Source organism: Paenibacillus sp. FSL H8-0537, from assembly GCF_038051995.1.
Lineage (GTDB): Bacteria > Bacillota > Bacilli > Paenibacillales > Paenibacillaceae > Pristimantibacillus.
In genome coordinates this window covers 3,614,658-3,627,920 of sequence record NZ_CP150290.1, presented here as the reverse complement: position 1 = coordinate 3,627,920, position 13,263 = coordinate 3,614,658, and the positions used below count along the sequence as shown (strand labels likewise).

The 13,263-nt window shown below is 48.1% G+C and carries 10 protein-coding genes and 1 pseudogene; all 11 read left to right on the top strand.

Annotated elements, in window-relative coordinates; all coding sequences use genetic code 11:
• Window positions 1-197: 197 nt before the first annotated feature.
• Window positions 198-1,613, top strand: a pseudogene (locus MHB80_RS15140) (spore germination protein); the annotation flags it as partial.
• Window positions 1,614-1,617: 4 nt separating this feature from the next.
• Window positions 1,618-2,742, top strand: coding sequence for a spore germination protein (locus tag MHB80_RS15135; protein ID WP_341277782.1), 1,125 nt, complete (start codon window positions 1,618-1,620; stop codon window positions 2,740-2,742).
• Window positions 2,726-3,934, top strand: a complete 1,209-nt coding sequence (locus MHB80_RS15130; RefSeq protein ID WP_341277781.1) for a Ger(x)C family spore germination protein — start codon at window positions 2,726-2,728, stop codon at window positions 3,932-3,934. Before MHB80_RS15135 ends, MHB80_RS15130 begins: the two co-directional genes overlap by 17 nt.
• A gap of 170 nt (window positions 3,935-4,104) precedes the next feature.
• Window positions 4,105-5,034: a tyrosine-type recombinase/integrase gene (locus tag MHB80_RS15125; protein WP_341277780.1), complete on the top strand. Its 930-nt coding sequence runs from the start codon at window positions 4,105-4,107 to the stop codon at window positions 5,032-5,034.
• 281 nt (window positions 5,035-5,315) lie between these two features.
• Window positions 5,316-5,858 carry a DoxX family membrane protein gene (locus MHB80_RS15120; protein ID WP_341277779.1) on the top strand — a complete coding sequence of 181 codons (543 nt, stop codon included), beginning with the start codon at window positions 5,316-5,318 and terminating at the stop codon, window positions 5,856-5,858.
• 247 nt (window positions 5,859-6,105) lie between these two features.
• A complete protein-coding gene (locus tag MHB80_RS15115) occupies window positions 6,106-6,648 on the top strand; it encodes a DoxX family protein (protein WP_341277778.1) in 543 nt (180 codons plus the stop codon).
• 291 nt (window positions 6,649-6,939) lie between these two features.
• Complete coding sequence (locus MHB80_RS15110) at window positions 6,940-7,695, top strand: Crp/Fnr family transcriptional regulator (protein ID WP_341277777.1); 756 nt, start codon at window positions 6,940-6,942, stop codon at window positions 7,693-7,695.
• Window positions 7,696-7,889: 194 nt separating this feature from the next.
• Window positions 7,890-8,795: an SDR family oxidoreductase gene (locus MHB80_RS15105; RefSeq protein ID WP_341277776.1), complete on the top strand. Its 906-nt coding sequence runs from the start codon at window positions 7,890-7,892 to the stop codon at window positions 8,793-8,795.
• Between the two features lie 18 nt (window positions 8,796-8,813).
• Window positions 8,814-9,803: a YafY family protein gene (locus tag MHB80_RS15100; protein WP_341282981.1), complete on the top strand. Its 990-nt coding sequence runs from the start codon at window positions 8,814-8,816 to the stop codon at window positions 9,801-9,803.
• 85 nt (window positions 9,804-9,888) lie between these two features.
• Window positions 9,889-10,362 carry a ferritin-like domain-containing protein gene (locus tag MHB80_RS15095; RefSeq protein WP_341277775.1) on the top strand — a complete coding sequence of 158 codons (474 nt, stop codon included), beginning with the start codon at window positions 9,889-9,891 and terminating at the stop codon, window positions 10,360-10,362.
• 184 nt (window positions 10,363-10,546) lie between these two features.
• Window positions 10,547-13,255 carry a WG repeat-containing protein gene (locus MHB80_RS15090; protein WP_341277774.1) on the top strand — a complete coding sequence of 903 codons (2,709 nt, stop codon included), beginning with the start codon at window positions 10,547-10,549 and terminating at the stop codon, window positions 13,253-13,255.
• Window positions 13,256-13,263 lie beyond the last annotated feature (8 nt).

The following is a 13,263-nucleotide window of genomic DNA, read 5'->3' as shown; positions in this document are numbered from 1 at the left end:
CAATCAAGCGCAAAACGAAGGGATGGCGGTGCAAAATGAAGGCATTTCTAGCCTATATACCAGAATACCCTGTATTCCTTCAGGCGCTAGCCGTGCTAATCGTGCCAATTATATTATCAGCCGTTTTTACATGGGCTGAGTCGGAAAGGAATTGAGTGATGAGTAAGGAAAACAGCATTGAAAGCCGTTTAGTATCCATCAGAGAGCAGTTAAAGGAATATGGAGATGTCAATATACGGAATTTTGAGCTGGGTCAGACAAAGGTCAAAGCAGCCATTATGTATTGTGATGGACTGACGGACAGAGAGCAAATTGATTTGCATGTATTAAAACCATTAATGTCCTATTCGTTTGACCATCAGCTGATTTCGAAGGAGCTTATTCAGAATACGCTGTTGTCTACAAGTGAAATTATGGAAGTGGAAACGCAGGAAGAGATGCTTTCCAAAGTGCTTATAGGATTCACCGCCTTAATAGTTGATGGGATTAAAGAAATCATATTAATCCACGCGCTGGCGAGCAAAAGCCGCAGCATCGAAGAGCCTATATCGGAAGCGCTCGTTCGCGGGCCAAGGGCCGGATTTAATGAAAATCTATCCGACAATATCGCTTTGCTGCGCAAACAGGGTGAAAATAAAGACCTGTGCTTGCTCAAGCTTCAGGTTGGTGAGCGGGCGAAGAAGGATCTGTATATCGCTTATATGAAAGGAATCGCGAATCCGGATCTAGTAGAAGAGGTGCGACGGCGGGTAGCTAAAATCCGCATCGACAACGTGCTGGAATCGGGCTATATCGAGCAGATGATTGAGGATAATTATTTAAGCCCATTTCCGCAAATTCAAAACACGGAAAGGCCAGATAGAGTGACAGCAGCCCTAATGGAGGGTAAGGTAGCGATTTTGCTCGACGGTACGCCATTTGCTCTAATCGCACCGGTTACCTTCAGTATGCTGCTGCAGTCGCCAGAGGATTATTATGAGCGCTGGATCGCAGGTACACTACTAAGGATTATGCGCTTTTTCGCCGCCATTATGGCTTTGTTCGTTCCTGCTACTTATATTTCCTTCATCTCCTTTCACCCAGGCTTAATTCCAACTAAATTGGTCATTTCTATCATTGCTACGAGGGTTGGTGTACCCTTTTCATCTCTGCTAGAGGCGCTGATTATGGAAATAGCCATTGAGATATTGCGGGAAGCAGGGCTCCGTCTGCCGAAGCCGATTGGTCCAGCGATGGGAATCGTAGGCGGCCTCATTATCGGGGAATCTGCTGTACAGGCAGGAATTGTCAGCCCGATCCTCGTCATCGTCGTGGCATTGACCGCAATATGCTCGTTTTCGATACCGCAATATAGTGCAGGCATTTCTTTGCGGATGCTGCGCTTCCCGGCGATGTTCTGTGCAGCCGCCTTTGGCATGTACGGCGTTGTCTTGTATGCCCTGCTGCTTGGTGCACATATTTCGAGACTGCAAAGCTTTGGTGTCCCGTATGCCAGCCCTGCTGCTCCTTACCGTTTAGGGGAATGGAAGGATTTTCTTATGCGCGCGCCGCTGCGGATGATGAAGCGAAGGCCAAAGCTGCTTTATCCACAAGATTCTATAAGAAAAAGGTGAGCCAATGAGCGGTAAACAACAAGCTAAAAGCAGCCTTCCCCAAGTAAAACTAACGACGATTCAGGTTGCAGTCATCATCTCCAACTTTATGCTAGGCTCCGGCATTTTATCGCTGCCTCGTGTAGCAGTGGATAAGGTGGGGACGCCGGATGCTTGGATTTCCGTCATTTTGGGCGGCGTTGTTGCCCTTGTGACAGGAGCCATTATGGCTCTTTTATCACAAGCCTATCCCGGCCAAACCTTCTATGAATTCAGTCGGAAAATAATAGGCTCTTGGCTGGGGCATTTGCTAGGCGCTGTCATTATTATTTATTTTGCGGCAACTGCAGCCTTTCAAGTCCGTTCTTTAGTCGAGGTCTCCAGCTTTATATTGCTGGAAGGAACGCCGCAATGGGCAACCGTTGCCGTCTTTTTATGGGTGGGGCTGTATCTCATGCTAGGAGGAATCGGCGCCATTGCTCGCCTGTTTGAATTGATTTTGCCGCTGACTATTGTCATTTATTTATTAGTTACGCTGATGGGATTCAAAATTTTTGAGCTGGATAATCTGCGCCCTGTATTAGGTCAAGGAATCTGGCCTGTATTCAAAGGCATTGAGACAACGTCGCTCTCTTTTACAGGCTTCGAGATTATTCTTTTTTTGACCGCCTACATGCAGCATCCTAAGAAAAATGTGCGGGCTGTTGGCGCAGGTATTAGCGTTCCTTTGGTCATCTATATCGTTACCGTTATTATGGTCATCGGGGCATTGTCGACAGATGGAGTTATGGCGAGAAATTGGCCGACGCTGGATCTGGCCAGAAGCTTCGAGTTATCCGGTTTGATTTTCGAACGCTTTGAGTTTCTGCTGCTTATTATTTGGATTATGCAAATTTACTCCAGCTTCACCATTGCTTATTATTGTGCATCACTTGGCATTTCTCAGCTATATAAAATAAAAATGAGAACCTGCCTCTACGGCTTGCTGCCCATAGTATACATAATCGTTGCTATTCCAAAAAAATTGGACGACGTGTTTACACTTGGCGATTGGATTGGCAAAGTCGCGATCTATTTGTTTGGTGTACTGCCCCTTATATTTTTGGTTTTAACGAAATGGAGGACAGGCAAGCATGCGAATAAGACATAAAGCAAAACACCTGTTTCTTATCGTCTTATGTACGGCAGTGATGTTCCTGCAAACGGGCTGCTGGAGCAAGGATGAGATCGAGGATCAGAGCATCTATGTTGGCATGGGACTGGATCCGGCGAGTGAATCGCGTCTGGAAAAACAGTTTCGCAAAGAAGGCAGCGACTATCGCAAGCGCAAGCTGCTCACATACACGCTGCAAATTATTAATGTGCAATCAGAAAACCAGCGTGGCGGAGGGCAGACGGCTAGCTCGCAAAAGCCGTATTATAATATTTCGGAAACCGGAGATTCAATGTTTCAGCTTATTCGTGAGTTTTCAACACGGATGGAGCGTCCGGTCATTGGTCATCATTTGAAGGTGATTGTTATTAATGAAAGGCTGGCACGAAAATACAGCATGAATGAGCTGCTGGATTTTTTCTTGCGCGATAATGACATTCGTCCAAGCTGTCAGGTGCTCGTTAGCAAAGGAAGCGCACGCGGTACGATGGTCGCTAAAGATAATACGGTTATCCCATCCTTACGACTTTATGGGCTGATTGATAACCGCTATCGCTCTCTGAGCATATTGGAGCCGATGACTTTATCGAAGCTGGAGGGGAAAATGCATGGGGAGCAAAGCTATTTGCTGCAAAATGTCATTGCGGCAGATGGCGAGGTCAAATTTTCCGGCAGCTCTATCATAAAAGGTAAAACGCAAAGGCTGCAGGGGATTTTAAACGAAGAAGAAACAATCGGCTCTGTATGGCTGATGGGGAATGGGAAAGGCGGCTTGGTTAAAAGCTATCATGAGAATCGGCAGCCGGTTGTCTATGAGGTCAAAGGCATGAAAAGTAAAATAACTTCTAAAGTAGCAGGTGATGATATTTCTTTTCATGTAAGCATAGAATCGAAGGGGCGGCTCATTGAAGAATGGGCGAATACGAATGAAACGATTGATTCGGCATTCAGAAAGCAGGTGGAGGAAGCGACCGAGAAGGAGGTCCGGAGGCTGACCAGTCTGGCGCTCAAAAAGGTTCAGAAGCAATATGGAATAGATGTGCTCGGTTTCGGAAAGCAGTTTAGTATTCAGCATCCGCGCAAGTGGGAGAAAATAAAAGACCGCTGGGAAGAGATATTTCCTGAAATCCCGATTACCGTAAGTATTGATATGGAAATTACCGAATATGGGGCTAAAATTACTCGTTAGTGCCGGAAAAAGTGGCATTTTGAGCCTGTTTTACATCTAAAAAAACTGCGTGAAATACATATTTCACGCAGTTTCCCTTTACGGGCATTATATTTATCAGCTATGATAAGGAATATATCAAATTTAAGCTTTAAAAGTTTGAATTTGAGGAGCTGGAGGTAGCAAGCAGCATGTGGCAGCATGAAATTATCGATACGTACACGCAGGAGTTGGAGCTGTTCTCCATCTGGATGAAAAACAAAGGGATGACGGCAGCGACGCAGCGGGCCTATTTAAGTGACACCCAGCATTTTTTACATATGGTACATCCGAAGGCGCTCGATCAGGTTGGAAAATTGGATATGGTGCGATTTATGTCTGCTTGTCGTGAAAAAGGGGCAGGGGATGAAGCGCGCAATCGCAAGCTCTCCTCCGTGCGTTCCTTTTATAAGGCGCTAATCGAGCTAGAGGCTCTCAGCGTTAATCCAGCTGCGCTTATTGCCAAGTCAAAGCAAGAGAAGGGGCGCATCCCTGTCTATTTGGAGGAGGACGAGCTGGAGCAGCTTGTTGCTGCGATTGGTGGAAAATATTATGAGCGTAATCTCGCGATAATGCTGCTCATGTGTTATGCGGGGCTGCGGGTAGGCGAGGTTCATCGACTGAACATGCAGCATTTTCATTCCGACGGCTCGCTTCATATTCTCGGAAAAGGGCGGAAATGGCGAGTTGTCCCGCTGCCTGCGCCACTACAGGAGGTGCTTCGCCGGGCGATAGAGGCGCGAAAAGCGCCAGGGCAATTGAAGGAACAGGCGATGTTCGTCTCGCAATTCGGCAGGCGGCTATCTATTCGCATGATTCAGACCGTTGCGGATGAAACAATTGGACTGATGAAGGAAAGGCTCCCAGAGCTTGAGGGAAAAAAGCTTTCCAGTCATAAGCTAAGGCACTCCTTTGCGACGCTGCAAATTCGCAGCGGTACGGATATTCGTACGCTGCAGGAGCTTATGGGCCACGCGAGTATAGCGACGACCCAAATTTATACGCATATAGACAACAAACAGCTGCAAAATGCGATGAATAATATTGCGGGTAAAATGAAGATTGGCAGCAGAAAAGCTTAGCCGACGGGTATAGTACAAGAAGGGAAGCGTTGCATCTTGGATGCAGCGTTTTTTTTATGATGTGGATGTCGGTTGAAAATGAGCGGCATATAGCTTGCTGTTTTCCATAGCATTAAGTTTACATAATTATAATTACGGTAACTAAATTAAATTCCCTCAAATTGTAATAAAAATCAATAAAATTCAATTTGCTTAATTTTTAATAAAAATACATACAATGTTCATATTTTCCTATATAATGAAATTGCTCGACGAAATTAGACGAAAGGAGGTTAATGTTGATGGTACTAACAGGGGTGATGGAGAACCGGATTGCGGCGAGCATTTTCGCATTTCTTCGCTTGTATATTGGGATAAAGTGGCTTTCGGCTGGCTGGGTCAAGCTGACTGGAGAAGGTTTTAACTCGGCGGGCTTTATAGCGAATGCCGTCGAAAATCCGATCATGGATAAAGCGACAGGCCAGCTTGTTTATCCTATGTACACGGGGTTTTTGGAGAATTTCGCCTTGCCCAACACAGGCCTATTTAATCTCATTATTCCCATTGGTGAATTCCTTGTGGGCCTGGGCCTAATTGTAGGTGCATTCACCACGACGGCCGTATTGTTCGGATTGCTCATGAATTTCATGTATTTATTTGCAGGCTCTATATCCATGAATCCTTGGATGGTGCTGCTCGGCGGCATTATTCTAATCGGAGGAGCCAATGCAGGCAAGTTCGGGCTGGATTATTTCATCTTGCCCTACTTGAAAACAAGATATCAACGTATCGCTGGCAAAAGACTGAGAGATGGAGAGAGTCCATTTAAGCCGACAGCTGGCTAGTGGGCCTCATTGTTCCAGCCAGTTGCTCTGCGCCACTTACATAATCAGCAGCATCTGACATCGGATCAAAGGTGGCGCAGCGCAGTGACTGTTCAGCCCAGTGCTTGCGTTCAAATAAACGACACAAATAGACGAAAACAGCCAATCGTTTTGTATATTGTGAAAAAAATCACATATTAATGTTCGGCCATCCCTTATGATAAAGACAGAAACAAACAACACATAAACACTTAAGGAGTGAGTGGTCATGTTATACAAATGGCTGAGAGAAAATCGAATTGCGGCAGGTGCGCTGTTACTGCTTAGACTATATGTCGGGTACCACTGGCTGGAATCGGGCTGGGGCAAGCTGACAGGCGGGGGCTTCGATACGGCAGGATTTTTGAAAAATGCAGTTGAAAATCCAGTAGCTGACCGGGCGACAGGCCTCGCCGTCTATCCAACGTATACCGCATTTATCGAGCATTTCGCACTGCCTAATGCAAAGCTGTTCAATTTTTTAATCCCGCTTGGTGAATTTCTGGTAGGTTTGGGTCTCATCGTTGGTGCACTTACAACAACAGCTGTATTTTTCGGGCTTCTCATGAACTTTATGTTCCTCTTCGCAGGAACGATCTCGGTTAACCCATGGATGGTGCTGCTGGGTGTCATTATCATCGTCGGTGGCGCGAATGCTGGCAAATATGGTCTTGACTACTACGTGTTGCCACTGATGCGCAAATGGTATCAACGTCTTGTTCCTCACAAAAATGACGGAGAAAGCACCGGGCTGAAGCCCTCGGCGAGATGACGCTGAGCAGGGGTACAATTAAATAAAAGCAAGCTGCATCTAGCGAATCATGGTTCTGGATGAACCTATGAGGGCTGCGATGCAGCTTTTTAAATATAAGAATTTATAAGTTTCATACTTATAAATGGGCTTATATTCCACCTGCGAAACGGAAGCTTTGCCACCAAAAGACGGCTTCAGCCGTTTACGCTTGTGCGAAAAAACATGCTTTTAACAATTTCCTTCCTCATTTGTATGCACAAATACGTCATATATTGGTATGATGTACAAAACGGGAGGGGGATGAGCCAGATGAGCGCAAATAGCTCTAACGAACGAGGCAGCTTCGCTCGACCTGCTATTGCACAAGGAGAAGGCATTGCGGCCTTCTTCACCCCAGCTGATTTGGAACGTATAACCGAGCGGATGAGCATGCACCGTTATGAGGCGGGCAATCATTTATTTTGGGAAGGCGATGCAGCGAGCTACCATTATTTAATTGTTTCAGGAAGAATAAAACTGACCCGGATGATGGCGGATGGCAAAAGCCTAACGCTGTCTTTTGCCAGTCATGGCGATTTTCTCGGTGAATATGGCGGTGAAGGACAACTGCTGCATGGCATGAGTGCTGAAGCAACGGAGGATGTTGTGGCTGGTCTTATCGCCTCTGACGAATTGGAACTGCTGCTTAATACAAATGGGAGTATGGCGGTCAGCTTTGCCAAGTGGTTAGGCATGATGCAGCAAATTAGCCAGTCAAAGCTTCGGGATTTGACGCAGTTCGGCAAATTGGGTGCGCTCGCTTCGACGCTGATTCGGCTTAGCAATATGTACGGGGTGCTGCGTCCAGAAGGGCTGCACATCGATATTCGCCTGACCAATAACGAGCTTGCCGAGCTGATTGGAGCAACGCGTGAAAGTGTCAATCGCATGCTTGCCGCGCTTAAGGATGAAGAAGTAATCAAGGTCGTCCGCGGTGAAATTATTATCCTCAAGCTCGATGAGCTTCGGACCCACTGTGAATGTCCGACGGGACCGGCCTGCGCGAAGGGCGTTTGCCGTCTGTAAAATATCAGCGTATGACAATCGTTAATGGGAATGCGGGGAAAGAGGCGCGCGTGTACCATTAGCGATTTTATTTTGCCCTTTAATTTCTAAGCTGGTCCCCTCAATCGTTTGAGATATATGACAGTAGTTGTCATCTAGTGAACGTTATAATGGGTGAGACTAGAAGAAGCAAATAAAAGGGAGCGTGGCTTGTAATGAAACCGTTAGCCGGAAAAGTTGCTGTTGTGGCGGGAGCGACAAGAGGAGCGGGCAGAGGGATTGCAATTGGTTTGGGGAAGGCAGGGGCAACCGTCTATTGTACAGGGCGCAGTGTGCGAGGCGGCTTGTCGAATATGAACAGGCAGGAGACTATTGACGAAACGGCGGAGATGGTTGCGGCAGTTGGGGGAATTGGCATTGCTGTGCGTGTAGACCATACGGTGGAGTCGGAGGTTCAGGCATTGTTTGAGCGGGTGAAAGCCGAGCAGAATGGGCAGTTAGACCTGCTGGTGAATGATGTATGGGGCGGTGATCCATTAACCGAGTGGGGCAAGCGGTTTTGGGAGCATTCGCTGGAGGATGGCCTGCTTATGCAGCAGCGTGCTGTTTTTTCTCATATGATTACCAGTTATTATGGTGCGCCGCTTATGACAGCTAGAAAACAAGGGCTCATCATTGAAATTACCGACGGAGTAGATAGCCAATATCGCGGCAATTTGTACTATAGCTTGGCCAAAACGTCGGTTATCCATTTGGCTAAAGCGATGGCAGAGGACTTACGCCCTTATGGCGTAACTGCTTTGGCTTTAACGCCGGGTTTTCTGCGTTCGGAGGCGATGCTGGAGCATTTTGGCGTGACGAAGGCGAATTGGCGGGATGCCGCTGCGCAGGAGCCGCATTTTCTGATGTCTGAGACACCTGCCTATATTGGTAGAGCGGTTGCCGCGCTCGCATCTGATCCAGAAGTACATCTCAAAACAGGGAAAGCGCTAAGCACTTGGGGGCTTTCGGAGGAATACGTGTTTGACGATGAAGATGGCACCCGTCCACATTGGGGGAACTATGCAGCTACCCTAGAAACGATTCCGATTCCGGAAGCGAGCGACGGAAAATCGACTTAAAGACAGGAGGGATATCAGCTGCGGGCAGATCGATTAATTGCCATATTGCTGCTGCTGCAAAATCGCGGCAGAATGACGTCACAGGAGCTGGCGAACCAGCTTGAAGTATCGGGAAGGACAATCCATCGCGACATGGAGGCGTTAAGCACTGCGGGCATTCCGATCGTGGCCGAGCGCGGGACGAATGGCGGCTGGATGCTTGCCGAAGGCTACAGGACGAATTTGACCGGGATGAAAAAGGAAGAAATCCAGTCGCTGCTTCTGTCCCAGCCTACGGGCATTGCCTTAGAATTGGGGATCAGCGATAACTTTGACGCTGCTTTTCAGAAGCTGATCGCCGCATTTCCGTCGATGTATCGGGAGGAAGCGGAAAAGGTGCGGCAGCGCATTCATATCGACGGTGCGGGCTGGCGGGAAGCAAGCGAGCAGGTGCCGCTTCTCCCGCTGATTCAAGAAGCGATTTGGCTGGAGCGGAAGCTGCTCATTGCATACACTCGCGGAGCGGAGCTGGCTGAAAGGCTAGTTCAACCACTCGGGCTTGTGGCGAAAAATAATGCGTGGTACCTCGTTGCTGACACGGAAGGCGGAATGCGAACGTATCGCATTTCCCGGCTGCATGAGGCGGCTATGCAAGGGGAGAGCTTCGATCGGCCGGAACGGTTCGATTTAGCCTCTTACTGGCAGCAATCCATTGCGCAGTTCAAGTCTGAGCTGCCGCGTTATCCGGCGAAAATCCGCATGAAGGAAGCTGACCTTCCCCGATTTCGTAAGCAGTGGTATGTAACGGTTACGGCAGTAGGCACTGTTTATCAGGATGAAATCCAGGCGGATGTGCTTTTCAATACACTGGAATCCGCCTGCGAAATTTTGCTTAAATTCGGTTCAACGGTCGAGGCTCTTGAGCCGTTAGAGCTGCGCCAGAAGCTGCTTCAAGAGGTACAGTCAATGATGTCGCTTTATACGGACAAGCAAGAAGAAGGGCCAGATAAGCCGATTAAAGGGAACTAAGCTGTCAATTGAGCAATTGTAAACAAATGGGCTGCTCACACATATGCTGATCTAAATCATGATCCTTATTTGTGGAGGCTAATAGATGAATTGGGTTGATTACCAATGGAGAAGTTCAGTGTTTATGCCTGTGTGGACAACAACCCCACAGCATGCGCTAACGTTAATAAAAGAAGCGGTACAAGGGGAACGAAATGATGAGTTGTTCTATGATGAGCTGATTAGGCTTGCGCCGAATGCCGAGCAGGCAGGGATCATTATGTCTATTCGCAATGATGAGCGCAGTCACAACCACATGTTTCGCGGGATTTACAGGCAGCTTACGGGTCAGGAAATTACCGGTATCAGCAATGAAGCCCATCAGCCGGTGAACTCCTATCTGGCTGGATTAGAGGAAGCATTATTAGGAGAGCTTGCGGCAGTCGAAAAATATCGCAGTATTTGGTTCGGCTTGCCAGCGGGTATATACAAAGACACGGTTTTTGGCATTATTTTAGACGAGTTGAAGCATGCAAGTAAATACAATTATTTGATTACTTTAAATCGAACGAAGGGTTAGTTAGAAAAAAATAAAGCCGGATGCTCCTGATAAGGGAATGTCCCGGCTTATTTTGTTTACATAATAAAAAATATGTTCCCTTTTATCATTGACATTCGTGAACGCAATCATATTTCCTATTTTCCTGCATATGTTTAGTTTGTTAAGGATAAATTCCAGTCGTATACGGGTGGGGTGTGATGAAATGAACGCGGATGACATGCAGTGGGTGCGATTGGCTGCCGCTCATTTGCCAGTTGGAGCGGAGCTGACTGAAATTTCGTGCCCGTCTCCACATTATGCAGTTGTAGTGGCGGATTTTAATGGGGACGGTTGCCCCGAGGTAGCAGCGGTGTATCGTTTGAATAACGAATATTTTGTAATGATTTTGCAGCATTGTCAGCTTGGCTGGGTGATAGGCGCTTGTGTGAAAGGAAATGGGTACGGCGTAACGGTGATGACTGCGGCCCCTGTGACCAGCTGTCTATGCTGTAATTTAATCATTGGCTGGCAGGTTGGAGCCATTTGGTCCACGCTGTCGGTGTATGCCTACAGCAATTTCAAGCTTTGCCCTGTGCTGCCGGATGGCATCAATTTCAGCTATGTGGATGTAGAGGATATGCCTGGACCAAATGGAAGGGATGGGCAGGCCGAGCTGGCATTATGGGCACATGACACGGGGGAAGCGTATGATGTCCACGTCATGCGCTGGTCGAAAGGAATGCTTGTTCCGGCGCCAGATGTGTATCCTTATTACTTCTGCAAAGTCGTCCATTATTACGAACGAATGGTAGCCGAGCATCCGGATTATGGCTTCTATTGGTTTCATCTTGCAGATGCGCAGTTTAAAGCGTGCCAGTTGCAGGCGGCGCTTGACTCTGTCCACAAGGCGCTTAGCTTCCCTGAGCCTTACCCATCGCTTGAGGTGCTGAAGCAATTAAAGCAAGCCATATTGGCTAGCGGTAGAGGGGAAGCTGATACAGAGGCAGCGCGGCTAGCAGCAGGAATGACTGCCGATATGGGCGGTTTTGATCACGCTGGAACTGCAGCTAATATGATGGGAACAACTTCGCCAGTGGGGCTCGACTATCCGCAAGCCTTGCAGCAAGGAAGGGATTGGGCCAGTAATGACACGGATTGGTCTCTTGATGGAACGCAATATGTAGAAGCTGCATTTGAAACAGGGGAAATGGATCATGCTCGCCGAGCAGTTCTCCTTCCGGCAGCCGTAAAGACGACGAGCGGAACAAAATGGGGTTACATCGACGCAAAAGGGAGCTTCATCATTGAGCCGCAATACAGCAGTGCTGATGCTTTTCAGCCAAATGGGCTCGCTGTCGTGCAGTCAGGCAACAATAGCGGTCTAATTGATAGGTCAGGCGCTTTCCGGATTCAGCCGATCTATGATTTTATCGGCCCGTTCTCGGAAGGCCGGGCGGTCATCATAGATAGCGCAGGCTTTAAAATCATCGATGAGCGAGGGAATGTACTTACCCCCAAGGCTTATTCATACATTTCCGCGTTTGCAGATGAACGGGCGATGTTCTATGACATGAATGAAGCAGACAACAGCTCCAAATATGGGTATTTGGATCGTAAAGGGGCGGAGGTTATACCGGCACAGTTCGAAAGCGCCGGCGATTTTACGAAAGGAAAAGCCGTCGTGAAGCTGCATGAGCAGGCCTTTGCGCTAATTGATCGAAACGGACGCAAGCTTACCGAATACCCGTTTTATGATGTAGGCCAGCTCGGAGAGGGACTGCTTTCCTATCAGCCGGAGCAAAATGGCAAATACGGGTACATCAATGAGCGCGGCCAATCGGTCATTTATCCGGCGTTTACGTCGGCCATGCCGTTTCAGGATGGCCGGGCAATTGTAAATACAGCGGAGGGTTTTGGCGCGTTGTATGGCGTTATTGAGAAGCGGGGCGGCTATGTCGTGCAGCCGGCCTATAATGATATTCGCCAGCTGGGCGAGCAGCGGCTGGCGCTGGGCAAGGCGAGAAACGCAGATCAGCCGTATCTGGGCTCACTATATGCAATTGCAGATCATGACGGCAAACTGCTGACGGACTATTTTTTCACGGATGTGGCGGATTATAAGTATGGGCTGGCTTCCGTTACCGATGGGAAACAGACCTACTTTATAAATACGAAGGGACAGCCCGCCGAGGGGTATCCGCGGCTGTCTGGCAGAGGCGTATTAACGATTATGGACGGCGTTGTACAGGCAATTGTTGATAACCGGGAGTCCTATTATACGCGCAGCGGGCGCCTCATTTGGCAAAGCAATACGGTCATTCCGCTTCGGGTTCCGCTGCGTGTCAAGGAGCACAAATATAAGCCGAACGTTGATTATTTGGTGTATTATCCAAGCGTTGAAGGCATGGTGAACCAGGCGGCACAGCAGCAGGTGAACCGTAAGCTGGAGGAGCTGTCGCAGGTCAAGAGGGTCCCGGCGAATGTGCAGCTGGAGTACTCGTATGACGGCGATTTTGACGTTACCTGGTTCCACAAAAACCTTCTAGTCCTGCAGTTAAATGGCTACAATTTCCCGTTCGGGGCTGCACATGGCATGCCGACGATGATTTACAGCCACATCAATGTCATCGACGGGTCGATGTACGAGCTGAGGGATCTGTTCCAGCCAGGCAGCAATTATGTAAAGGTGCTTAGTGATATCGTTGGCGAGCAAATTAAGACGGATCCTCAGTATAGCTATGTATTTCCAGATACCTATACGGGAATTAAAGCGGATCAGCCTTTTTATGTGACGGAGGATGCGCTGCATTTATATTTTAACCCGTATGATATTGCGCCGTTTGCGGCCGGGTTCCCGACGTTCCGCATTCCTTATGCCCAAATACGCTCCATTATTGCGACAGAAGGCGCTTTCTGGCGATCCTTTCATTGAAGCTAGAG